Genomic DNA, 23,019 nt, shown 5'->3' with positions numbered 1-23,019 from the left:
TCTTTAATACATGACCTTGTGGCCGTACTGCTCAAGAATACCTTTCACGCGTTCCATCGTCTCTTTTTTCGGCGGCTTCACGCCATCAAGCTTGTACTCTTCACCCATCGCCACCCATTTGTGTTTGCCCAGCTCGTGATAGGGCAGAAGCTCGATTTTCTCGACGTTGCCCATATCGCGGGTAAATTCACCCAGGCGGTGCGCTGAATCATCGTCATCTGACCAGCCGGGCACCACCACGTAGCGGATCCAGGTTTTGATGCCTTTATCGGCAATGTATTTGGCAAACTCCAGCGTGCGGTGGTTTGACACGCCGACCAGGTTTTGGTGGATCTCATCGTTCATCTGTTTGAGATCGAGCATCACCAGATCGGTCACTTCAAGCAGTTCATCAATAACCGGATCGTAGCGGCGCACGAAGCCGTTGGTATCGAGGCAGGTGTGAATGCCTTCTTTGCGGCAGGCGCGGAACCAGTCGCGGACAAATTCAGCCTGAAGAATGGCTTCACCACCGGAGGCGGTCACGCCGCCGCCGGATGCGTTCATAAAGTGGCGATAGGTCACCACCTCTTTCATCAGGTCGTCGACGGTGACTTCTTTACCGCCGTGCGTATCCCAGGTGTCGCGGTTGTGGCAGTACAGGCAGCGCATCAGGCAGCCCTGGAAGAAGGTGATAAAGCGGATACCCGGGCCATCGACGGTGCCACAGGATTCAAAGGAGTGAATGCGACCAATAGTTGACATTGCGGTGATATCTCCGAATTTGGCCCATCCGGGGGCCTATGTAGATGCACAGCTCAAAGGCTATGTCGAGTCTGTTTTGGCTGTTATCCATTAAGTATAGATAGCGGACAAAAGAGACTGATAAAGCGAGGGTGTTAAAAAGGCCCCACTTGCGTGGAGCCTTTATTGTACGCCTTTTAACGCGTGATTTCAGTCAATTCCACTTACATGGACTGAGTGAAAGTACGGGTGATAACGTCCTGCTGCTGTTCTTTAGTCAGGGAGTTAAAACGTACTGCGTAGCCAGATACGCGGATGGTCAGCTGAGGATATTTCTCAGGGTGTTCCATCGCGTCGAGCAGCATTTCACGGTTCATCACGTTCACGTTCAGGTGCTGACCACCTTCGATGGACGCTTCGTGGTGGAAGTAACCATCCATCAGACCCGCGAGGTTAGTTTTACGCACTTCGTCGTCTTTACCCAGCGCGTTTGGCACGATAGAGAAGGTGTAAGAGATACCATCTTTCGCGTAAGCAAACGGCAGTTTAGCAACGGAAGTCAGAGAGGCAACTGCACCTTTCTGGTCACGACCGTGCATTGGGTTAGCGCCTGGGCCGAATGGCGCGCCAGCGCGACGACCGTCTGGGGTGTTACCGGTTTTCTTACCATACACCACGTTAGAGGTGATGGTCAGAACAGACTGAGTCGGGATAGCGTTACGGTAGGTAGTGAGTTTCTGAATTTTCTTCATGAAACGTTCTACCAGGTCAACCGCCATGTCATCAACGCGAGAGTCGTTGTTACCAAACTGCGGGTATTCGCCTTCGATTTCGAAGTCTACGGCCAGGCCGTCTTCGTCACGAATGGGTTTAACTTTCGCATATTTGATTGCAGACAGGGAGTCAGCAGCAACGGACAGACCAGCGATACCACACGCCATGGTGCGGATAACGTCACGGTCGTGCAGCGCCATCAGAGAAGCTTCGTAGCTGTACTTGTCGTGCATGTAGTGGATAACGTTCAGCGCAGTGACGTACTGTTTCGCCAGCCAGTCCATAAAGTGATCCATGCGGTCCATGACTTCGTCATAGTTCAGCACGTCGCCTTTGATTGGCTCAGACTTAGGACCAACCTGCATTTTCAGTTTTTCATCAACGCCGCCGTTGATAGCGTACAGCATGGTTTTCGCCAGGTTTGCACGCGCACCGAAGAACTGCATTTGTTTACCAACAACCATTGGGCTTACGCAGCAAGCGATAGCGTAATCGTCGTTGTTGAAGTCCGGACGCATCAGGTCATCGTTCTCGTACTGCAGAGAAGAGGTGTCGATGGACACTTTAGCGGCGAATTTCTTGAAGTTCAGAGGCAGTTTTTCAGACCACAGAACGGTGATGTTCGGCTCCGGAGAAGGACCCATGGTGTACAGGGTGTTCAGGAAGCGGAAGCTGTTTTTGGTTACCAGAGTACGGCCGTCAACGCCCATACCGCCGATAGATTCAGTTGCCCAGATTGGGTCACCGGAGAACAGCTCATCGTATTCTGGGGTACGCAGGAAGCGAACCATACGCAGTTTCATGACCAGGTGGTCAATCATTTCCTGAGCGTCTTGCTCGGTGATTTTGCCTGCTTTCAGGTCACGTTCGATGTAGGCATCCAGGAAGGTGGATACGCGACCGAAGGACATTGCTGCGCCGTTCTGAGACTTAACAGCGGCCAGGTAGCCGAAGTAGGTCCACTGGATAGCTTCCTGAGCGTTGGTAGCCGGACCAGAGATATCGCAGCCGTATTTCGCCGCCATCTCTTTGATCTGACCCAGCGCACGGTGCTGTTCAGCGATCTCTTCACGCAGACGGATAGTCGCTTCCAGGTTTACGCCGTTTTCCAGATCGGACTGCAGGGAAACAAACTGCGCGTACTTGTCTTTCATCAGGAAGTCGATACCGTACAGCGCAACGCGACGGTAGTCACCGATGATACGGCCACGGCCATACGCATCTGGCAGACCGGTCAGAACGCCAGACTTACGGCAGTTCAGAATGTCTTTGGTGTAAACATCGAATACGCCCTGGTTGTGGGTTTTGCGGTATTCGGTGAAGATTTTTTTCAGCATTGGGTCCAGCTCGCGGTTATACGCTTTGCAGGAACCTTCAACCATTTTGATACCACCGAACGGGATGATTGCGCGTTTCAGTGGTGCTTCAGTCTGCAGACCAACGATTTTCTCAAGGGCTTTGTTGATATAGCCAGCATCGTGAGAAGTGATGGTGGAAGCAACGGAGGTGTCAAAATCAACTGGCGCGTGAGTGCGGTTTTCCAGTTTAACGCCTTCCATTACGCTGTCCCACAGCTTGGTGGTCGCGTCAGTGGCGCCAGCCAGGAAGGATTCGTCACCTTCATACGGGGTATAGTTTTTCTGAATGAAGTCACGGACGTTGACTTCATTCTGCCAGTCACCTTTCGCAAAACCTTCCCAGGCTGTGGCTAACTTTTCATTAAGCTCGGACATGTAACACCTACCTTCTTAAGTGGATTTTTTATTTACTGCCTGAGAAAACCATCAATGATGATCGTCGCCACGCAGGTAAATGACCCAGTATGTCAACCCAACTAACAGACCCCCACCGATAATGTTCCCGATAGTGACAGGGATCAGGTTATCAGTAATGAAATTCATAATAGTCAGGTGAGAGAAATTTTCCGGGGATGAACCAACTGCGGTCCAGAACTCCGGGCTCGCAAAGTCGCGGATAACAATGCCCATTGGGATCATGAACATATTCGCGATACTGTGCTCAAAGCCGCTGGCAACAAACATCGCAACCGGCAGAACCATAATTAAGGCTTTGTCCATCAGGCTACGACCCGAGTAGCTCATCCATACAGCCAGGCAGACCATCAGGTTAGCGAGGATGCCGAGAGCAACGGCTTCGATAAATGTGTGGTGCATTTTGTGGTCGGCGGTTTGCAGAACGTTAAGACCCCAGCCACCGTTGGCGGTCATGTATTCGCCAGAAAGCCACATCAACAAAACAAAGAGCAGACAGCCAACCAGGTTACCCACGTAGACGTTAAGCCAGTTACGTGCCAGTTGACCCCAGGTAATTCTTCCGCTGGCCTTTGCCACGACAATCAGCACCGTTGAGGTGAAGAGGTCGGCGCCACAGATGACGCAGAGAATCAGACCCAGTGAGAAGCAAATGCCGCCAATCAGTTTGGCCATGCCGAAAGGCATTCCGGCAGTACCGGTGGTGGCGGTGATGTAGAAGACGAAAGCGATAGAGATGAACACACCAGCCGTGATCGCCAGATAGAACGTCTTCATCGGGTGTTTCGTTGCTTTATAGACACCCGCTTCTTCGGCCACTTTGGCCATCGCGGCGGGGAGTAAAAGATCAAAAGGGTTGTCAGCTTTCACACTAACTCTCTCTTTATTAAGTCGGCGACGAGATACTAACAAAGCATTATAGAAGAGAAATTGATATAGATCATATCTCGCCTGGCTTATAGGCCCGCAGTGTGTATGGTTTTACGACAAATGCGGAGTAAGTGTTTGATTATCCGTATAAAAATAAATTTTAAAAGTTATGAAAAGAGTTGAATTTTTTCGCTCGGCCACCTCTGAAACAGTTAATTAATATGGAGTATTTACCATAAAAAGTAACAGTAAAGCCCAGGTAAATATTATTATATTTACCCATGTTTAACTTTATTATTACAATCAACAGTCATTGCCGAAGAAAATAAAAAAAGGGGCAATGAAATTGCCCCGTAATATAGCTCAGACGATTGAATACGCCTACTGCCGGTAATGTTATGTGCGCTTATTTTGACCAGTAAGCGGCTTTTGCTTTCTGCAGCTTCTCATAGGCTTTCAGCAACGACTGATGCGCAGGGAAGGCGTGAAGATCGCTGTCGACAGCCTGCAAACCGTAGAATGGTTCTTCACCGCTCAGCGCCGCGCTGGCGGCTTCAACCGCCTCTGCACCGTACATACGCACGAAGGCATTAAGATATTGCAGCGGCTCGCGGTCTTCTTCCTGAGAGAGCAGCAGCAGCGTCTGCAGGCAGCGGTAGTAGTTAGTGCGCTCGGCAGAGAAGACGGACTGGTTGAATTCCATCGTCCATTCCGTCCACGCAAGCGCCTGATCCAGATCGCCGCCCGCCAGCGCCAGCATGGCCTTCAGCTCGCCAATGCGCAGGGTATACCAGCCGTTGTCTTTTCCGGTTGCCAGACCCAGCAGTTCACGCACGCGGGTGAAGTCATCGTGACCTTCTTCGTCCAGCTGGGCGATCAGGTTCAGATAATCTTCTTTCTCCCACTCGCTGCCCGGCAGGGACAGGATCGTTTCGCGCAGGTGTGCGCCCATGCTGTTATTCGCCAGCCACAGATCTTCGGCCGGATAGATGTCGGACATGCCCGGAACAATAATGCGGCACGCGTAGACGCCCAGGTGTTCGTAATCGGCAATGTAAACTTCCTGGTCTTCCGCTTCAAAGATGGCCATTAAGGTGGCGAACTCTTCTTCCGTGGTACCCGCAAAGCTCCAGTCCACGAACGGATAGTCCGCGTCCTGCTTGAACATATCCCAGGAGATCAGGCCGCTGGAGTCGATGAAGTGCGTTTCGAGGTTAGTGTGCTCGGCCACTTCTTCGTCATCAAACGTTGGCGGGGTGAAGACGTCGAGATCCTTCAGGCTGCGGCCCTGCAGCAGCTCGGTGACGGTACGCTCCAGCGCCACGCCGAAGTCCGGGTGCGCGCCAAAGGAGGCGAAGCAGGTGCCGTTTTCCGGGTTAAACAGCACTACGCAGATAACCGGGTACTTGCCGCCCAGCGAGCCATCGTAGGCAAAGATAGGGAAACCTTCCGCTTCAAGCTTGGCGATGGATTCCACCACGCCCGGGTAGCGCGCCAGCACGTCGGCCGGAATTTCAGGCAGGCTGATAGATTCGGCAATAATGCGGTTTTTAATATGACGCTCGAACACTTCAGACAAGCCCTGAACGCGCGCTTCGTTACGGGTGTTCCCGGCGGACATCCCGTTGGACACGTACAGGTTACCGACGATGTTCATCGGAATATAAACGGTCTGCTCGTCGGATTGACGCGTGAAGGGCAGAGCGCAAATACCACGATCTTCATTACCTGACTGGAGATCGATCAGCATGCTGGCGGTCAGCTCGTTTTCCGGATCGTAAAACGCGCGCAGGCGTGGATCCAGAATGCCCTCCGGCAGTTCGTCGTCTTCGGTCAGCGGGAACCATTTTTCGTTCGGATAGTGCACGAACGGGCCGTTCGCGATGGTTTCGCCCAGCCAGAAGTCAGCGAAGAAATAGTTGGTGGACAGACGCTCAAAATACTCACCCAGCGCGGAGGCCAGTGCCGCTTTTTTTGTCGCGCCTTTACCGTTGGTAAAGCACAGGGCACAGTCTTTATCGCGAATATGCACGGACCAGACATGAGGCACCGGATTGAGCCAGGAGGCTTCTTCGATGTTAAAACCCAGGTCGGTCAGTTTCTGCTGGAAGCGAGCGATGGAATCTTCCAGAGCGGCATCTTTGCCGGGGATAAACGTTTGAGTCATGGCGTTCACTTTTATCGTACGTAAAGCGCGCAATGATACGGGTTTTGCGTGACGGGTGCTATCTTCGGCGAAAATAAATGGCTGGGCTATGCTTAGTGGCAGTAACTGACTGTTAAGGCATAGAAAAATGAAAGCATTTGATCTCCATCGGATGGCGTTTGATAAAGTTCCTCCCGAGTTTTTAGGCGAAGTGGCGCTGCGCAGCCTGTATACCTTCGTACTCGTCTTCCTGTTTCTTAAAATCACCGGCCGTCGCGGCGTACGGCAGATGTCGCTCTTTGAGGTGTTGATCATCCTGACGCTGGGGTCAGCGGCGGGAGATGTCGCTTTTTATGATGACGTGCCGATGGTGCCGGTGTTTATCGTTTTTGTCTCACTGGCGCTGCTTTACCGTCTCGTCATGTGGCTGATGTCGAAAAGCGAGAAGCTGGAAGATTTGCTTGAAGGGAAGCCGGTCGTGATCGTCGAGGACGGACAGCTGGCCTGGGAAAATGTAAAAAGCGCCAATATGACCGAGTTTGAGTTCTTTATGGAGCTACGCCTGAACAGCGTTGAACAGCTCGGGCAGGTGCGTCTTGCGATCATGGAAACCAACGGGCAGATCAGCGTCTATTACTATTCTGACGATGAGGTGAAGCCGGGACTCTGCATCCTGCCGGATATGCTCATCGAACGTTTCAGAACCGTACCGGAATCAGGCGAGTATGCTTGTGTAAGATGCAGCCACGTTGTTGCGATGCAGCCGGGTGATCATCAATTATGTCCCCGCTGTGCAAATCCGGAATGGACGAAGGTTAGCCGGGCCAAACGTATCAACTGACAGCCATTTTGTCGGTTTTGTCTTAGCGAGGCGGCAGATTGTTTTGTGTGATGCGGGGCACATTTTCCCGGTCATAAGTTTTAGACATTGCGGCGCGTGTCACTGAATGATAAAACCGATATCCACAGTTATAACTTATGGCTTTTAGCGTGGTGAGGGGAAATGGCTCAGGTCTTTAATTTCAGTTCAGGTCCGGCAATGTTACCGGCAGACGTGCTCAAACAGGCTCAACAGGAACTTTGTGACTGGAACGGTCTCGGTACGTCGGTGATGGAAATCAGCCACCGGGGTAAAGAGTTTATTCAGGTGGCGGAAGAGGCAGAAAAGGATTTTCGCGATCTGCTGAATATCCCCTCTAACTACAAAGTTTTGTTCTGTCACGGCGGCGGGCGCGGCCAGTTTGCTGGCGTTCCGCTGAATATCCTCGGTGATAAAACAGCGGCTGACTACGTTGACGCGGGCTACTGGGCGGCAAGCGCCGTTAAAGAAGCGCATAAATACTGCACGCCGAACGTCATCGACGCCAAAGTGACCGTTGACGGTCTGCGCGCCGTGAAGCCAATGCGCGAGTGGCAGCTTTCTGATAACGCAGCGTATCTGCACTACTGCCCGAACGAAACCATTGACGGGATCGCCATCGACGAGACGCCGGACTTCGGCAGCGATGTCGTGGTTGCCGCCGACTTCTCCTCCACCATTCTTTCTTCGCCCATTGACGTCAGCCGCTATGGTGTGATCTATGCCGGCGCGCAGAAAAATATCGGCCCGGCCGGTTTGACTATTGTCGTCGTGCGTGAAGACCTGCTGGGTAAAGCGCATACATCCTGCCCGTCCATTCTCGATTACACCGTGCTGAACGATAACGACTCTATGTTCAACACCCCGCCGACGTTTGCGTGGTACCTCTCCGGCCTGGTCTTCAAATGGCTGAAGCAAAACGGCGGCGTGGCGCAGATGGACAAGGTGAATCAGCAGAAAGCCGAGCTGCTGTATGGCGTTATCGACAAAAGCGATTTCTACCGCAACGATGTGGCGAAAGCGAACCGTTCCCGCATGAACGTGCCGTTCCAGCTGGCGGACAGCAACCTGGATAAAGTGTTCCTGGAAGAGTCCTTCGCGGCAGGCCTGCACGCGCTTAAAGGTCACCGTGTTGTTGGCGGCATGCGCGCCTCCATCTATAACGCGATGCCGCTGGAAGGCGTTAAGGCCCTGACGGATTTCATGATCGACTTCGAACGTCGTCACGGTTAATGTGCTGTTTTTCACCCCCGCAGCATCCCTGCGGGGTTTTTATTATGTTGAGTTGAGAGTTTAGTTTTCATGGAATCCCTGACGTTACAACCTATCGCGCGGGTAGATGGCACCATTAATCTGCCTGGTTCAAAAAGTGTCTCGAACCGCGCTCTGCTGCTGGCAGCTCTGGCAAACGGCACCACCGTCCTTACAAACCTGCTGGACAGCGATGACGTGCGCCATATGCTCAATGCGCTGAAAGCGTTGGGCGTTCATTACACTCTCTCCGACGATCGTACCCGCTGTGAAGTGACCGGGAACGGCGGCGCGCTGCGCTCGGGTGAAGAGCTTGAGCTGTTTCTGGGGAATGCGGGTACCGCGATGCGTCCGCTGGCGGCAGCCCTGTGTCTGGGCAGCAACAACATCGTGCTGACCGGCGAGCCGCGCATGAAAGAGCGTCCGATTGGTCACCTGGTGGATGCCCTGCGTCAGGGCGGCGCGCAGATTGCGTATCTGGAGCAGGAAAACTATCCGCCACTGCGTCTGCGCGGGGGCTTTACCGGCGGTCACGTCGAGGTTGACGGCAGCGTCTCCAGCCAGTTCCTCACGGCGCTGCTGATGACCGCGCCGCTGGCGCCGCAGGACACGGTTATCACGATTAAAGGCGAGCTGGTCTCCAAACCGTACATTGATATCACGCTGCACCTGATGAAAACCTTCGGCGTTGAGGTGGAAAACCAGTCTTATCAGCGCTTTATTGTGCGCGGGGCACAGCGGTACCAGTCTCCGGGCAACTACCTTGTTGAAGGCGATGCCTCATCCGCGTCCTACTTCCTGGCCGCGGGGGCAATAAAAGGCGGCACGGTTAAAGTGACCGGTATTGGCCGTAACAGCGTGCAGGGCGACATTCGTTTTGCTGACGTGCTGGAAAAAATGGGGGCTAAGGTCACCTGGGGGGATGACTTTATCTCCTGTACCCACGGCGAGCTGAACGCCATCGACATGGACATGAACCATATCCCGGATGCGGCGATGACCATTGCCACGGCGTCGCTGTTTGCCAAAGGCACCACCACGCTGCGTAACATCTACAACTGGCGCGTCAAAGAGACGGACCGCCTGTTCGCGATGGCGACCGAGCTGCGCAAAGTCGGTGCCGAGGTAGAGGAGGGCGAAGACTACATTCGCGTGACCCCTCCAGCAAAACTGCAGTTTGCGGAAATTGGCACCTACAACGATCACCGTATGGCGATGTGCTTCTCGCTGGTGGCGTTGTCCGACACGCCTGTAACGATTCTTGACCCGAAATGTACCGCGAAAACCTTCCCGGACTACTTCGAACAGCTGGCACGCATTAGCACGCCGGCCTGATAACGTAATGCCGCATCGCCCGATGCGGCATTTGCTTACGCTTCATTACGCACATCTCCGCTCATTTCTTCTACACTCTGCTTCAATCATTCCGTAATTTGCACGCAAAGGTAACAGTTGCGCACGTTGGCGCGTATAATGCGCGGCGTTCATGTAAACGGTATGCCTTATTTAAGGAGAAAAAGATGACGGCAGTTGCCCCGGTAATCACCATTGATGGGCCGAGTGGCGCAGGGAAAGGGACTCTGTGCAAAGCGATGGCGGAAGCATTGCAATGGCATCTTTTAGATTCGGGAGCAATCTATCGCGTGCTGGCGCTGGCCGCGCTTCATCATCATGTGGACGTGGCCTCTGAAGACGCGCTGGTTCCGCTGGCTGCGCATCTGGATGTGCGTTTCGTATCGACCAATGGCAACCTGGAAGTCATCCTTGAAGGGGAAGACGTGAGTGGCGAAATTCGCACTCAGGAGGTTGCCAATGCGGCCTCTCAGGTGGCGGCCTTCCCGCGCGTACGTGAGGCGCTGCTGCGTCGTCAGCGCGCGTTCCGTGAAGCCCCGGGTTTGATTGCGGACGGACGCGATATGGGAACCGTGGTATTCCCTGATGCACCTGTGAAAATTTTCCTCGACGCCTCTTCGGAAGAACGTGCTCAACGCCGCATGCTTCAGTTGCAGGAAAAGGGGTTTAGTGTTAACTTTGATCGCCTTTTATCCGAGATAAAAGAGCGCGATGACCGCGATCGTAACCGCGCCGTCGCCCCACTTGTTCCCGCAGAAGATGCATTAGTTCTGGATTCAACCAGTTTAACTATTGAGCAAGTGATTGAAAAAGCGCTACAATATGCGCGCCAAAAACTGGCACTCGCGTAAACGCGACCGATTTAGCAGTACCCCCGCTGCAATGGATTGACGGCGGGTATGTGAAACAACCCCATCCGGCACGGAGCCAGGTGGACGTTAATATTAACCTGAAGATTAAACATGACTGAATCTTTTGCTCAACTGTTTGAAGAATCCTTAAAAGAAATCGAAACCCGCCCGGGTTCCATCGTTCGCGGTGTTGTTGTTGCTATCGACAAAGACGTAGTACTGGTTGACGCCGGTCTGAAATCTGAGTCCGCCATTCCGGCAGAGCAGTTCAAAAACGCCCAGGGCGAGCTGGAAATCCAGGTTGGTGACGAAGTTGACGTTGCGCTGGACGCAGTAGAAGACGGCTTCGGTGAAACCCTGCTTTCTCGTGAGAAAGCGAAACGTCACGAAGCATGGATCACCCTGGAAAAAGCTTACGAAGAAGCTGAAACTGTGGTCGGTGTTATCAACGGCAAAGTTAAAGGTGGCTTCACTGTTGAGCTGAATGGTATTCGTGCGTTCCTGCCAGGTTCACTGGTAGACGTTCGTCCAGTCCGTGACACTCTGCACCTGGAAGGCAAAGAGCTTGAGTTCAAAGTAATCAAGCTGGACCAGAAGCGTAACAACGTTGTTGTTTCCCGTCGTGCCGTTATCGAATCCGAAAACAGCGCAGAACGCGATCAGCTGCTGGAAAACCTGCAGGAAGGCATGGAAGTCAAAGGTATCGTTAAGAACCTCACTGACTACGGCGCATTCGTTGACCTGGGCGGCGTTGATGGCCTGCTGCACATCACCGACATGGCGTGGAAACGCGTTAAGCACCCAAGCGAAATCGTGAACGTGGGCGACGAAATCACTGTTAAAGTGCTGAAGTTCGACCGCGAGCGTACTCGTGTATCCCTCGGCCTGAAACAGCTGGGCGAAGATCCATGGGTAGCTATCGCTAAGCGTTACCCAGAAGGTACTAAACTGACTGGTCGCGTAACCAACCTGACTGACTACGGCTGCTTCGTTGAAATCGAAGAAGGCGTTGAAGGTCTGGTGCACGTTTCCGAAATGGACTGGACCAACAAAAACATCCACCCATCCAAAGTTGTTAACGTTGGTGATGTAGTGGAAGTGATGGTTCTGGATATCGACGAAGAACGTCGTCGTATCTCCCTGGGCCTGAAACAGTGCAAAAACAACCCATGGCAGCAGTTCGCGGAAACCCACAACAAGGGCGACCGTGTTGAAGGTAAAATCAAGTCTATCACTGACTTCGGTATCTTCATCGGCCTGGACGGCGGCATCGATGGCCTGGTTCACCTGTCTGACATCTCCTGGAACGTTGCAGGCGAAGAAGCAGTTCGTGAATACAAAAAAGGCGACGAAATCGCTGCAGTTGTTCTGCAGGTTGACGCAGAGCGTGAGCGTATCTCCCTGGGCGTTAAACAGCTCGCAGAAGATCCGTTCAACAACTGGGTTGCACTGAACAAGAAAGGCGCAATCGTAAACGGTAAAGTGACTGCAGTTGACGCTAAAGGCGCAACCGTAGAACTGGCTGACGGCGTTGAAGGTTACCTGCGCGCTTCTGAAGCTTCACGTGACCGCGTTGAAGATGCGACCCTGGTTCTGAACGTAGGCGACGATGTTGAAGCTAAGTTCACCGGCGTTGACCGTAAGAACCGTGCAATCAGCCTGTCTGTTCGTGCTAAAGACGAAGCTGATGAGAAAGATGCAATCGCAACTGTTAACAAACAGGAAGATGCAAACTTCTCTAACAACGCAATGGCTGAAGCTTTCAAAGCAGCTAAAGGCGAGTAATATCAGGTTCTCAGCATCATTTGCGCGGTAATACATTTACAGTGTGAAGGATGAGGAGCAAACTTGACAGATTGCAGGATTCGTCCTGTAATCAATAACAAAGGGCGGCTACGGCCGCCCTTGTTTAATGAGCTGTTCAGCTAATTGGTTTGAAAGGAACCGGAGGAATCATGACCAAGTCAGAATTGATTGAAAGACTTGCCAGTCAGCAACCGCATATCCCTGCCAAGGCAGTGGAAGATGCCGTAAAAGAGATGCTGGAGCATATGGCTTCCACTCTTGCCCAGGGCGAGCGCATTGAAATCCGCGGTTTCGGTAGTTTTTCTCTGCACTATCGTGCTCCACGTACCGGGCGTAACCCGAAAACGGGTGATAAAGTCGAGCTGGAAGGTAAATACGTTCCACACTTTAAACCGGGTAAAGAACTGCGCGATCGCGCCAATATTTACGGTAACTGAGTTTAGCCAGCCGGTTAAACTGGGTTCAAAAGAAAGCACCTGCGGGTGCTTTTTTTGTGCCTGTTACTTTCATTCTGAAGATGCCCCGCATTTTCCGTTTCATTTTCTGCAAGCCGATAAAAACACCGCAGCGCGCGCCGTAAAACACAATCTTCTCACCTGACAACCCGCTCTGCCTGCTTACATACTGCCTGCCTGAAACAGGGAGGTAGCAATGGGAATTCCCGCGCTGAGTGTCTGCGCCATTCTTGCGATAGCTCCGTTACTTTGGTTACCGGAACTGCCATCACGTCATGCCGTGTGGATAATGATTGTTGGCGGGATCGTGCTGGCCGCACGGCGAAACATGCGACTGAAGTATGTCGGTATCACGCTGTTATTTTGCGTGTGGGGCGTTCTGGCCGCGCAGGAGAGCGTCTGGCCGATGCGGCATCTCATCACCGGCGCCGTGCATGCTGAGGTAGCGATCGCTGCGACCGATGGCGCCACTCTGCATCAGGCGCGCATTCTCAGCGTCGATGGCAAGCGCTGGTGGGCATCTACCGGCGTCACGCTGTATGGCAATTATCTCCCACAGAAAGCGTGTGCCGGTCAACGCTGGAACATGACGCTCAGACTCCGGCCTGCCCACGGCGAACTGAACGACGGGGGTTATGATGCTCAGCGCAGCGCTTTTGCTCAGCATCAAACGCTGAGCGGGCGCTTCACCCATGCTGAACTCGTCGACGGGCGCTGCAGCCTGCGCGCGCAATATCTCGCGTCATTGCAAACCCGCCTGTCTGCCTACCGTTGGGGGGCGGTTATCCTCGGGCTGGGAATGGGGGAACGTCTGGATGTGCCTCAGGATATAAAAGTCCTGATGCGTGAAACCGGGACGCTGCATTTGATGGCGATTTCGGGTCTGCATATCGCGCTGGCGGCCTCCCTCGTCTGGTTACTCGCGCGTGGGTTCCAGTTTTTCTTGCCCAGCCATCGTGTTCGCTGGCAAATGCCTCTCCTGGCCGGGCTGTGCTTTGCCGCCTTCTACGCCTGGCTTACCGGTCTGCAACCTCCAGCGCTCCGAACGGTTATCGGGCTTGCAGTGCTTGCAACGTTGCGGCTCGCTGCCCGCCAATGGTCGCCCTGGCAGGTATGGGTTTGCTGTATCGCGGCGATCCTGATAAGCGATCCCCTGGCCGTACTCTCGCAGAGTCTGATCTTGTCTGCCTTTGCCGTCGCCGCGCTGATTTTCTGGTTTCAGTGGCTGCCGCTTCCTGACTGGCACCGGGCACGACGTATACGACCTCTGCTGAACCTGATTTATCTGCAGGTCGGCATGTTGCTGCTGCTCATGCCGTTACAGGTCCTGATTTTCCATGGCTTCAGCCTCTCTTCCCTGGTGGCGAATCTCTTTGCCGTTCCCCTGGTGACGTTTGTCTCCGTGCCGCTGATCCTGCTCGGTATGCTGCTCCATCTGCTACCGCTGGCGACGCTGGAGAGCATCATCTGGTTTGCAGCCGATCGATCGCTTGCGGGACTTTTCTGGTTACTGATGCGCCTGCCTGACGGCTGGCAAAATGTCGATCAGCGCTGGCAATACATGGCGTTGCTGCCGTGGATGAGCATCATTGCCTGGCGTTTTCGTGCCTGGAAAACCCTTCCAGCCGTTTGTCTTGCAGGCAGCGTCTTGCTGACATTTCCTCTCTGGCGCACGGCAAAAAGCGAGAGCTGGACCCTGCATATGCTGGATGTAGGACAGGGGCTGGCTATGGTCATTGAACGTCAGGGGAAAGCCATTCTCTATGATACCGGTCTTGCCTGGCCCGGCGGGGATAGCGCACAGCGGCTCATTATCCCGTGGCTTCGCTGGCATCATCTTCGCCCGGAAGGGGTGATACTCAGTCATGAGCATCTCGACCACGCGGGAGGCCTCGCATCGTTGCAAAAAGCATGGCCTGAGGTATGGGTAAGAAGCCCATTGCGCCTGACGGGGCATCGCCCCTGCTTTCGCGGGCAGCGATGGAAATGGCAGGGACTTACCTTCACCGTCCATTGGCCCCCTGAAAATTACCCGGCCCAGGGAAATAACCGCTCCTGCGTGGTTAAAATTGATGACGGGGAGCAGAGTGTTCTGCTAACAGGGGACATTGAAGCGCAAGCGGAACAGGCTATGCTTAGCCATTACTGGCGTTATCTGACGTCCACGCTCATCCAGGTTCCCCATCACGGCAGCAATACCTCGTCTTCATTGCCGTTGGTACAGCGGGTGGAAGGTCAGATTGCCCTGGATTCAGCGGCCCGGTTTAACGCGTGGCGATTCCCGTCGGCAAAAGTTGTCCGACGCTATCGAAAAGAGGGGTATATCTGGCACGATACCCCTCACTCTGGACAAATATCGGTGACATTCTCGCAACATCACTGGCAAATCCGGCGCTTGCGAGAGCAAATTTTATCCGTTTGGTACCATCAGTGGTTTGGCGCGCCCGTCGATAACGGGTAGAATATGCGGCTATTTCAACGAATGCTGGTTTTTTGAATGCATAACGACAAAGATCTCTCCACGTGGCAAACCTTCCGCCGACTCTGGCCGATGATTGCACCTTTTAAAGCAGGCTTGATCGTGGCGGGCGTAGCGTTAATCCTCAACGCAGCCAGCGATACTTTTATGTTATCGCTCCTCAAACCGTTACTGGATGACGGTTTTGGTAAAACGGATCGCTCAGTGCTGCTATGGATGCCGCTGGTGGTTATCGGGCTGATGATCTTACGCGGCATCACCAGCTATATTTCCAGCTACTGTATTTCCTGGGTATCCGGGAAAGTGGTGATGACCATGCGCCGTCGGCTGTTCAGCCACATGATGGGCATGCCGGTCTCATTCTTTGACAAGCAGTCTACCGGGACGCTGCTCTCCCGAATTACCTACGACTCCGAGCAGGTTGCCTCCTCGTCCTCAAGCGCGCTGATCACCGTTGTGCGTGAGGGTGCGTCAATCATCGGCCTGTTTGCGATGATGTTCTATTACAGCTGGCAGCTGTCGATCATCCTTATTGTTCTGGCACCGATCGTTTCTATTGCCATCCGTGTCGTCTCAAAGCGCTTCCGCAATATCAGTAAGAATATGCAGAACACGATGGGGCAGGTGACGACCAGCGCGGAACAGATGCTGAAAGGGCATAAGGAAGTGTTGATCTTCGGCGGCCAGGACGTCGAGACCAAACGCTTTGATAAAGTCAGCAACAAGATGCGTCTGCAGGGGATGAAAATGGTCTCGGCCTCGTCTATCTCTGACCCGATTATTCAGCTGATTGCGTCCCTGGCGCTGGCCTTCGTTCTCTATGCGGCAAGCTTCCCAAGCGTGATGGAGACCCTGACGGCGGGGACCATCACCGTGGTCTTCTCCTCGATGATCGCCCTGATGCGTCCGCTGAAATCCCTGACGAACGTGAACGCGCAGTTCCAGCGCGGGATGGCCGCCTGCCAGACCCTGTTCAGCATTCTGGATTCTGAGCAGGAAAAAGACGAAGGCAAACGCGTCATTGAGCGCGCGAACGGCGACGTTGAGTTCCGCAACGTGACCTTTACCTATCCTGGTCGCGAAACCCCGGCGCTGCGCAATATCAACCTGTCTATTCCGGCGGGGAAAACCGTTGCGCTGGTGGGCCGTTCCGGCTCCGGTAAGTCGACCATTGCCAGCCTGATCACCCGTTTCTACGATATTAACGAAGGTGAGATCCTGTTAGACGGTCACGATCTGCGGGAGTATACCCTGCAGTCGCTGCGTAACCAGGTGGCGCTGGTCTCCCAGAACGTGCACCTGTTCAACGATACGGTGGCAAACAACATTGCCTATGCGCGCACGGATGAGTACAGCCGCGAGCAGATTGAGAACGCGGCGCGTATGGCCTATGCAATGGACTTTATCAGCAAGATGGATAATGGTCTGGATACCATTATCGGTGAGAACGGGGTACTGCTCTCCGGTGGTCAGCGTCAGCGTATTGCCATAGCGCGTGCGCTGCTGCGCGACAGCCCGATTTTGATTCTGGACGAAGCGACCTCGGCGCTGGATACGGAATCTGAACGCGCCATTCAGTCTGCGCTGGATGAGCTGCAAAAGAACCGTACCTCGCTGGTAATTGCGCACCGCCTGTCGACTATCGAGCAGGCCGATGAAATCGTCGTGGTTGAGGATGGCATCATTGTTGAACGCGGTAGCCATGCAGATTTGCTGGAACACCGCGGGGTTTATGCCCAGCTTCATAAGATGCAGTTCGGCCAATGATTGCACGCATCTGGTCCGGTGAATCCCCGCTGTGGCTGCTGCTTTTGCCGCTCTCCTGGCTCTACGGCCTGGTGAGCGGCATTATCCGCCTGCTTTACCGTCTGGGGATCAAGCGTGCCTGGCGCGCGCCGGTACCGGTTGTGGTTGTGGGTAATCTTACGGCGGGTGGCAACGGTAAAACGCCGGTCGTCATCTGGCTGGTGGAGCAGTTGCAAAAACGCGGTATTCGCCCCGGGGTGGTATCGCGCGGATATGGCGGTAAAGCGGCGCATTACCCGCTGCTGCTGACGGCGGAAACCACGACCGCCGAAGCGGGTGATGAACCGGTCCTGATTTTCCAGCGTACGGGTGCGCCAGTTGCGGTCTCCCCGGTGCGCAGCGATGCCGTGCAGGCGCTGCTTGCCGAACACGCGGTACAAATTATTATCACTGACGATGGCCTGCAGCATTACGCCCTGGCGCGTGATAAAGAGATTGTCGTCATCGACGGCGTTCGCCGCTTCGGTAACGGCTGGTGGCTGCCGGCTGGCCCGATGCGCGAACGCGCTTCACGTCTTAAGTCCGTTGATGCGGTGATTGTGAACGGCGGTGAGGCAAGCGCGGGTGAAATCCCGATGCACCTGCGGCCGGGTCTGGCGATCAACCTGGTGACGGGCGAACGCCGGTCGGTTGCAGAGCTGCCTTCACGGGTGGCGATGGCGGGGATTGGTCATCCACCGCGCTTTTTCGCGACGCTGGAACAGTGTGGTGCCCGGCCAGAAAAATGCGTTCCGCTGGCCGACCACCAGGCGCTGATGGAAGAGCAGGTAGACGCCCTGACCTTACCCGGGCAGTCGCTGATCATGACCGAAAAAGATGCGGTGAAATGCCGCGCCTTTGCGAAAGATAACTGGTGGTATCTGCCGGTTGACGCTGAACTCAGCGGCGAGCAGCCGGAACACTTGCTCAAGGAACTGATTGCGTTGGTGCGGTAAAGGCTTACGCGGTTCCGGTGGCGCTTTGACTGACAGGAAAACGCATGTCTTTACCGCAACTCTCGCTAACAGCTGCACGTAATCTACACCTTGCCGCGCAGGGGCTGCTCAAAAAGCCCCGCCGCCGCGCGCAGCCTGCCGATATTCTCTCCACCGTCCAGCGCATGTCGCTGCTTCAAATCGACACCATTAACATTGTGGCGCGCAGCCCTTACCTGGTGCTGTTCAGCCGTCTCGGGAATTATTCTGCGCAGTGGCTGGACGAGGCGCTCAGCAAGGGGGAATTGATGGAGTACTGGGCGCACGAAGCCTGTTTCCTGCCCCGCAGCGATTTTGCCCTGGTGCGTCACCGCATGCTTGCCCCGGAAAAGATGGGCTGGAAATACCGGCAGGCGTGGATGCTGGAACATGCGGCAGAAATTGAGCAGCTTATCGCGCATATTCAGGATAACGGTCCCGTCCGCTCCGCCGATTTTGAACACCCGCGCAAAGGCACCAGCGGCTGGTGGGAGTGGAAGCCGCATAAGCGTCATCTCGAAGGGCTGTTCACCTCAGGAAAGGTCATGGTGATTGAGCGGCGTAATTTTCAGCGCGTCTACGACCTGACGCATCGCGTGATGCCGCACTGGGACGACGCGCGTGACCTGCTTACCCAGGAGGCGGCCGAGGCCATCATGCTGGAGAACAGCGCCCGCAGCCTGGGGATTTTCCGCCCACAGTGGCTGGCTGATTATTATCGCCTTCGCCAGCCCGCGCTGAAACCGCTGCTGGAGATATGGCAACGTGAACAGCGCGTCATTCCCGTCACGGTAGAAACGCTGGGTGAAATGTGGCTGCATGCGGATCTCCTCCCGCTACTGCCTCTGGCTCTGGAGGGTAAACTTCAGGCGACCCACAGCGCGGTGTTGTCGCCTTTCGACCCGGTCGTCTGGGACAGAAAACGCGCCGAGCAGCTCTTTGATTTTAGCTACCGGCTGGAATGTTACACCCCGGCACCGAAGCGCCAGTATGGCTACTTTGTTTTACCTCTGCTGCATAAGGGGCAGCTGGTCGGGCGCATGGATGCCAAAATGCACCGCAAGACCGGCACGCTTGAAGTCATTGCGCTCTATCTGGAAGAGGGCGTCAGGGTGACGGCGGGCCTGGAAAAAGGGTTCACGACCGCCATTAGCGAATTCGCGCGCTGGCAGGGTGCTCGCGATGTAACGCTGGGTCGGGTGCCCGACGGATTGTTTACATCCTGTCGAAGTGGCTGGGAAACAGGCACGCCCTGAAAAGGGAATGTGTTAAGCTTTAGCGATTACCCATACGGAGGAACTATGGATCACCGTTTACTTGAAATTATTGCCTGCCCGGTATGCAACGGCAAACTCTACTACAGCCAGGACAAACAGGAGCTGATTTGCAAGCTGGACAGCCTCGCATTCCCGCTGCGCGACGGCATTCCGGTACTGCTGGAAAATGAAGCGCGTTCCCTGGTGTCAGAAGAGAGCAAACCATGAGTTTTGTTGTCATTATTCCTGCGCGTTATGCCTCAACGCGCCTGCCGGGTAAACCGCTGGTGGATATCAACGGCAAGCCGATGATTGTGCACGTCCTTGATCGTGCGCGTGAATCCGGTGCCGACCGCGTGATTGTCGCGACCGATCATCCTGACGTCGCCCGTGCGGTTGAGGCGGCAGGCGGTGAGGTATGCATGACCCGCGCCGATCACCAGTCCGGCACCGAGCGTCTGGCAGAAGTGGTTGAGAAATGTGGCTTCAGCGATGATACGGTCATCGTAAACGTGCAGGGTGACGAGCCGATGATCCCGGCGGTGATTATCCGTCAGGTGGCAGAAAACCTGGCTCAGCGTCAGGTCGGAATGGCGACGCTCGCGGTGCCCATTCACCACGCGGAAGAGGCATTCAATCCGAATGCGGTGAAGGTGGTCATGGATGCCGAAGGCTATGCGCTCTATTTCTCCCGCGCCACGATCCCGTGGGATCGCGATCGCTTTGCGCGCTCTAAAGAGACCATCGGTGAAACCTTCCTGCGCCACATTGGGATCTACGGCTATCGGGCCGGTTTTATCCGTCGGTATGTGACCTGGGCGCCGAGTCCTCTTGAGCATATCGAAATGCTGGAGCAGCTTCGCGTGCTCTGGTATGGCGAAAAAATTCACGTTGCCGTTGCCAGCGAAGTCCCTGGAACGGGGGTTGATACGCCGGAAGATCTTGAGCGCGTCCGCGCCGAGCTGCGCTAATACCGCCTGCATCCCTCCTGTCGGAGGGATGTTCTCTGTCTCCTTCTCCTTTCTTTTCCCGAATTGATCGCTTCCGGGTGACATCTTCCTTCAGGACGCTCATTATAAAAGCAGTAGTCTTAATGGGGGTAATCTCATATGGAACAGCTGCGTGCCGAACTTAGCCATCTGCTGGGTGAGAAATTAAGTCGTGTCGAATGCGTGAGTGAAAAGGCCGATACCGTGCTTTGGTCGTTATATGACAGTCAGGGCAACCCGATGCCGCTGATGGCCAGAAGCTTCACCTCACCTGGCGTTGCCAGGCAGCTAGCGTGGAAAATGTCGATGCTGGCGAGGGAGGGGACCGTCCGGATGCCGACGGTGTACGGCGTGATGACCCACGAGGAACACCCCGGTCCGGACGTGCTGCTGATTGAGCGCTTACGCGGCGTGCCCGTTGAAGCGCCCGCGCGCACGCCGGAACGCTGGGAGCAGCTGAAAGATCAGATTGTCGAGGCCCTGCTGGCCTGGCACCGTCAGGATAGCCGTGGGCTTGTCGGTCCGGTCGACAGCACCCAGGAAAACCTGTGGCCGCTGTGGTATCGCCAGCGGGTTGAGGTCCTGTGGGGAACCCTAAACCAGTTTAACAATACCGGTTTGACCATGCAGGACAAACGCATTCTGTTTCGCACCCGCGAGTGCTTGCCGGCGCTGTTCGAGGGTTTTAGTGACAACTGCGTGCTGATCCACGGTAATTTCACCCTGCGCAGCATGCTCAAAGACTCCCGCAGCGATCAGCTTCTGGCAATGCTAGGGCCGGGCATAATGCTTTGGGCTCCGCGCGAATATGAGCTGTTCAGGCTCAGCGACAGCGGGGCGGCGGAGGGGCTGCTGTGGCATTACCTTCAACGCGCCCCCGTTGCAGAAGCGTTTCTCTGGCGGCGCTGGCTTTACCTGCTCTGGGACGAAGTCGCGCAGCTGGTGAACACCGGACGTTTTAATCGCGCAAACTTCGACCTGGCAGCAAAATCACTCCTGCCCTGGCTCGCCTGACGAGCCTTTGAGCCACTGCCAGAGGCGTCCGAGCGTCTCGTAGCCGACGCGATCGCTATGCATCAGCCACGCCGGGGAGGGGATCGCCCGCTCCCACGGGTTAAGCGGCGCGTCGATGGCCATCTGGTTTGCCGGTGCGGGGAGCGGGTGCAGGCCCTGCTTTTCAAAGAAAATCATTGCGCGCGGCAGGTGCGAGGCGGAGGTGACCAGCAAGAACGGAACATCGCCAATCGCCCGCTTCACCGCAGCGGCCTCTTCTTCGGTATCTTTTGGGCTGTCCAGCGTGATAATCGAGGATCGCGGTACGCCGAGGGATTCCGCGACCCTGGCGCCCGCTTCAGCCGTACTCACCGGGTTCGTTTTGGCCGCCGCGCCGGTGAAGATCATTTTTGATCCCGGGTTCGCCAGCCACAGGCGGATACCTTCGTTTAGCCGTGGCAGGCTGTTGTTGATCAGGTTCGAACTGGGGGCCCAGTCAGGGTCCCAGGTATATCCGCCGCCCAGCACCACGATGTACGCCACTTTCTGATTTCCCTGCCATGTCGGGTACTTATTTTCGATGGGGCGTAACAGGCCATCCGCGACCGGTTGCAGGCTCAACAGCAGCAGCATAAGCCAGCCGAGCGTGATAAGCGTTTTGCCACCTCTCTGAAAGCGGCTGAACCACACCAGCACCAGCCCCAGCGCGATGATGATGAGCAGCAGCGGAAGGGGAAGCATCATCCCTCCAATGTATTTCTTAAGGGTAAAAAGCATCCTTTTTGGTTCCTTTTTTGACCATATAGCAGGTGATTACCCGTGATATTACACCAGAGAGGTTCATTCTCCGCGCGGGTGTGACAAAATAGCGGTTTTGCAGTTAGCGAGTGGAACTCTCCCAATGCGGGATCGCAATTTTGATGACATCGCGGAAAAGTTTTCGCGCAACATTTATGGCACTACGAAAGGGCAGCTTCGTCAGACGATCCTCTGGCAGGATCTGGACACCATTCTGGCCACCTTTGGCGGCCAGACGTTGCGTGTGCTGGATGCCGGTGGCGGTGAAGGGCAGACGGCGATAAAAATGGCCGAGCGCGGTCATCACGTCACGCTTTGCGATCTTTCGGCTGAAATGGTTGCCCGCGCGACGCGTGCTGCAGAAGAGAAAGGTGTGAGCGACAACATGCATTTTATACAATGCGCCGCTCAGGACATCGCCCAGCATTTGGAAACCCAGGTTGATCTGATATTGTTTCATGCGGTGCTGGAGTGGGTAGCCGATCCGCAAAGCGTGTTACAAACCCTGTGGTCGATGCTGCGCCCCGGCGGTACGCTGTCGCTGATGTTCTACAATGCAAACGGCTTTCTGATGCACAACATGGTTGCAGGAAACTTCGACTATGTTCAGGTCGGGATGCCCAAAAAGAAAAAGCGCACGCTTTCCCCGGACTATCCGCGCGATCCGCAGCAGGTTTACGGCTGGCTGGAAGCGATTGGCTGGCAGATTGTCGGGAAAACGGGCGTCAGGGTGTTTCATGATTATCTGCGTGAAAAACACAAACAGCGTGACTGTTTTGACACCTTAACAGAATTAGAAACGCGGTATTGCCGTCAGGAGCCTTTTATCAGCCTTGGCCGCTATATTCACGTCACCGCGCACAAGCCGCAGATGCAAGGATAACC

The 23,019-nt window shown here is 54.9% G+C and carries 19 protein-coding genes; 14 read left to right on the top strand and 5 right to left on the bottom strand.

The features are described 5' to 3' along the window. Window positions 1-3: 3 nt before the first annotated feature. From pflA to ycaO, 4 genes are all read right to left on the bottom strand, one after another. Complete coding sequence (gene pflA / locus L6R44_RS08775; protein WP_024907799.1) at window positions 4-744, bottom strand: pyruvate formate lyase 1-activating protein; 741 nt, start codon at window positions 742-744, stop codon at window positions 4-6. A gap of 203 nt (window positions 745-947) precedes the next feature. After that, window positions 948-3,230, bottom strand: coding sequence for a formate C-acetyltransferase (gene pflB / locus L6R44_RS08770; RefSeq protein WP_237423898.1), 2,283 nt, complete (start codon window positions 3,228-3,230; stop codon window positions 948-950). A 51-nt stretch (window positions 3,231-3,281) separates the two neighbouring features. Beyond that, window positions 3,282-4,139, bottom strand: coding sequence for a formate transporter FocA (gene focA / locus L6R44_RS08765; RefSeq protein WP_129996308.1), 858 nt, complete (start codon window positions 4,137-4,139; stop codon window positions 3,282-3,284). Between the two features lie 406 nt (window positions 4,140-4,545). After that, the gene (ycaO, locus tag L6R44_RS08760) at window positions 4,546-6,306 is read right to left on the bottom strand and encodes a 30S ribosomal protein S12 methylthiotransferase accessory factor YcaO (RefSeq protein ID WP_237423897.1); all 1,761 of its coding nucleotides are present in this window, start codon (window positions 6,304-6,306) and stop codon (window positions 4,546-4,548) included. 127 nt (window positions 6,307-6,433) lie between these two features. Here ycaO and L6R44_RS08755 point away from each other — a divergent pair, with 127 nt between their 5' ends. The 13 genes from L6R44_RS08755 to L6R44_RS08695 all read left to right on the top strand — a co-directional run bounded on the left by L6R44_RS08755 (window position 6,434) and on the right by L6R44_RS08695 (window position 21,357). Beyond that, window positions 6,434-7,126 carry a DUF421 domain-containing protein gene (locus L6R44_RS08755; protein ID WP_237423896.1) on the top strand — a complete coding sequence of 231 codons (693 nt, stop codon included), beginning with the start codon at window positions 6,434-6,436 and terminating at the stop codon, window positions 7,124-7,126. A 162-nt stretch (window positions 7,127-7,288) separates the two neighbouring features. Beyond that, window positions 7,289-8,377 carry a 3-phosphoserine/phosphohydroxythreonine transaminase gene (gene serC, locus L6R44_RS08750; protein WP_032639261.1) on the top strand — a complete coding sequence of 363 codons (1,089 nt, stop codon included), beginning with the start codon at window positions 7,289-7,291 and terminating at the stop codon, window positions 8,375-8,377. 69 nt (window positions 8,378-8,446) lie between these two features. Then, window positions 8,447-9,730: a 3-phosphoshikimate 1-carboxyvinyltransferase gene (gene aroA / locus L6R44_RS08745; protein ID WP_237423895.1), complete on the top strand. Its 1,284-nt coding sequence runs from the start codon at window positions 8,447-8,449 to the stop codon at window positions 9,728-9,730. Window positions 9,731-9,915: 185 nt separating this feature from the next. Beyond that, window positions 9,916-10,599 (top strand): (d)CMP kinase, encoded by a 684-nt coding sequence (cmk, locus tag L6R44_RS08740; protein ID WP_032639265.1) that lies wholly within the window; start codon window positions 9,916-9,918, stop codon window positions 10,597-10,599. A 111-nt stretch (window positions 10,600-10,710) separates the two neighbouring features. Then, on the top strand, window positions 10,711-12,384 hold the full coding sequence (gene rpsA, locus L6R44_RS08735; protein WP_008499966.1) for a 30S ribosomal protein S1: 1,674 nt from the start codon (window positions 10,711-10,713) through the stop codon (window positions 12,382-12,384). A gap of 170 nt (window positions 12,385-12,554) precedes the next feature. Further along, window positions 12,555-12,842: an integration host factor subunit beta gene (ihfB, locus tag L6R44_RS08730; protein WP_008499965.1), complete on the top strand. Its 288-nt coding sequence runs from the start codon at window positions 12,555-12,557 to the stop codon at window positions 12,840-12,842. Between the two features lie 214 nt (window positions 12,843-13,056). Then, entirely contained in the window at window positions 13,057-15,321 is a 2,265-nt protein-coding gene (locus L6R44_RS08725) for a ComEC family protein (RefSeq protein WP_237423894.1), read from the top strand. Between the two features lie 36 nt (window positions 15,322-15,357). After that, window positions 15,358-17,106, top strand: a complete 1,749-nt coding sequence (gene msbA / locus L6R44_RS08720) for a lipid A ABC transporter ATP-binding protein/permease MsbA (protein ID WP_032639269.1) — start codon at window positions 15,358-15,360, stop codon at window positions 17,104-17,106. After that, the gene (gene lpxK, locus L6R44_RS08715) at window positions 17,103-18,080 is read left to right on the top strand and encodes a tetraacyldisaccharide 4'-kinase (RefSeq protein WP_237423893.1); all 978 of its coding nucleotides are present in this window, start codon (window positions 17,103-17,105) and stop codon (window positions 18,078-18,080) included. Before msbA ends, lpxK begins: the two co-directional genes overlap by 4 nt. Window positions 18,081-18,124: 44 nt before the next feature. Then, the gene (locus L6R44_RS08710; RefSeq protein WP_237423892.1) at window positions 18,125-19,354 is read left to right on the top strand and encodes a winged helix-turn-helix domain-containing protein; all 1,230 of its coding nucleotides are present in this window, start codon (window positions 18,125-18,127) and stop codon (window positions 19,352-19,354) included. A gap of 45 nt (window positions 19,355-19,399) precedes the next feature. Next, complete coding sequence (gene ycaR, locus L6R44_RS08705; RefSeq protein WP_237423891.1) at window positions 19,400-19,582, top strand: protein YcaR; 183 nt, start codon at window positions 19,400-19,402, stop codon at window positions 19,580-19,582. Next, window positions 19,579-20,325 carry a 3-deoxy-manno-octulosonate cytidylyltransferase gene (gene kdsB, locus L6R44_RS08700; protein WP_237423890.1) on the top strand — a complete coding sequence of 249 codons (747 nt, stop codon included), beginning with the start codon at window positions 19,579-19,581 and terminating at the stop codon, window positions 20,323-20,325. The genes ycaR and kdsB overlap by 4 nt, the downstream gene beginning before the upstream one ends. Before the next feature lie 138 nt (window positions 20,326-20,463). Further along, window positions 20,464-21,357, top strand: a complete 894-nt coding sequence (locus L6R44_RS08695; protein WP_237423889.1) for a YcbJ family phosphotransferase — start codon at window positions 20,464-20,466, stop codon at window positions 21,355-21,357. On the opposite strand, the gene elyC is transcribed toward L6R44_RS08695, so the two are convergent. Next, the gene (gene elyC, locus L6R44_RS08690; RefSeq protein WP_237423888.1) at window positions 21,334-22,113 is read right to left on the bottom strand and encodes an envelope biogenesis factor ElyC; all 780 of its coding nucleotides are present in this window, start codon (window positions 22,111-22,113) and stop codon (window positions 21,334-21,336) included. The two genes, L6R44_RS08695 and elyC, sit on opposite strands and share 24 nt — an antisense overlap. Before the next feature lie 124 nt (window positions 22,114-22,237). Here elyC and cmoM point away from each other — a divergent pair, with 124 nt between their 5' ends. Further along, window positions 22,238-23,017 carry a tRNA uridine 5-oxyacetic acid(34) methyltransferase CmoM gene (gene cmoM / locus L6R44_RS08685; protein ID WP_023311004.1) on the top strand — a complete coding sequence of 260 codons (780 nt, stop codon included), beginning with the start codon at window positions 22,238-22,240 and terminating at the stop codon, window positions 23,015-23,017. Window positions 23,018-23,019 lie beyond the last annotated feature (2 nt).

It is taken from the genome of Enterobacter cloacae complex sp. ECC445, from assembly GCF_021892025.1.
In the GTDB taxonomy this organism is placed as follows: Bacteria; Pseudomonadota; Gammaproteobacteria; order Enterobacterales; family Enterobacteriaceae; genus Enterobacter; species Enterobacter chengduensis.
The sequence above is the reverse complement of the archived record's forward strand: the minus strand, read 5'-3'. Positions and strand labels throughout refer to the sequence as shown.

Excerpts from the sequence above, each read along its gene's own strand:
- rpsA (WP_008499966.1), top strand. The coding sequence starts at position 10,711 with ATGACTGAATCTTTTGCTCAACTGTTTGAAGAATCCTTAAAAGAAATC.
- L6R44_RS08755 (WP_237423896.1), top strand. The coding sequence starts at position 6,434 with ATGAAAGCATTTGATCTCCATCGGATGGCGTTTGATAAAGTTCCTCCC.
- cmoM (WP_023311004.1), top strand. The coding sequence starts at position 22,238 with ATGCGGGATCGCAATTTTGATGACATCGCGGAAAAGTTTTCGCGCAAC.
- pflA (WP_024907799.1), bottom strand. The coding sequence starts at position 744 with ATGTCAACTATTGGTCGCATTCACTCCTTTGAATCCTGTGGCACCGTC.
- msbA (WP_032639269.1), top strand. The coding sequence starts at position 15,358 with ATGCATAACGACAAAGATCTCTCCACGTGGCAAACCTTCCGCCGACTC.
- serC (WP_032639261.1), top strand. The coding sequence starts at position 7,289 with ATGGCTCAGGTCTTTAATTTCAGTTCAGGTCCGGCAATGTTACCGGCA.
- pflB (WP_237423898.1), bottom strand. The coding sequence starts at position 3,230 with ATGTCCGAGCTTAATGAAAAGTTAGCCACAGCCTGGGAAGGTTTTGCG.
- L6R44_RS08710 (WP_237423892.1), top strand. The coding sequence starts at position 18,125 with ATGTCTTTACCGCAACTCTCGCTAACAGCTGCACGTAATCTACACCTT.
- kdsB (WP_237423890.1), top strand. The coding sequence starts at position 19,579 with ATGAGTTTTGTTGTCATTATTCCTGCGCGTTATGCCTCAACGCGCCTG.
- cmk (WP_032639265.1), top strand. The coding sequence starts at position 9,916 with ATGACGGCAGTTGCCCCGGTAATCACCATTGATGGGCCGAGTGGCGCA.
- L6R44_RS08695 (WP_237423889.1), top strand. The coding sequence starts at position 20,464 with ATGGAACAGCTGCGTGCCGAACTTAGCCATCTGCTGGGTGAGAAATTA.
- elyC (WP_237423888.1), bottom strand. The coding sequence starts at position 22,113 with ATGCTTTTTACCCTTAAGAAATACATTGGAGGGATGATGCTTCCCCTT.
- ycaR (WP_237423891.1), top strand. The coding sequence starts at position 19,400 with ATGGATCACCGTTTACTTGAAATTATTGCCTGCCCGGTATGCAACGGC.
- lpxK (WP_237423893.1), top strand. The coding sequence starts at position 17,103 with ATGATTGCACGCATCTGGTCCGGTGAATCCCCGCTGTGGCTGCTGCTT.
- ycaO (WP_237423897.1), bottom strand. The coding sequence starts at position 6,306 with ATGACTCAAACGTTTATCCCCGGCAAAGATGCCGCTCTGGAAGATTCC.
- L6R44_RS08725 (WP_237423894.1), top strand. The coding sequence starts at position 13,057 with ATGGGAATTCCCGCGCTGAGTGTCTGCGCCATTCTTGCGATAGCTCCG.
- aroA (WP_237423895.1), top strand. The coding sequence starts at position 8,447 with ATGGAATCCCTGACGTTACAACCTATCGCGCGGGTAGATGGCACCATT.
- ihfB (WP_008499965.1), top strand. The coding sequence starts at position 12,555 with ATGACCAAGTCAGAATTGATTGAAAGACTTGCCAGTCAGCAACCGCAT.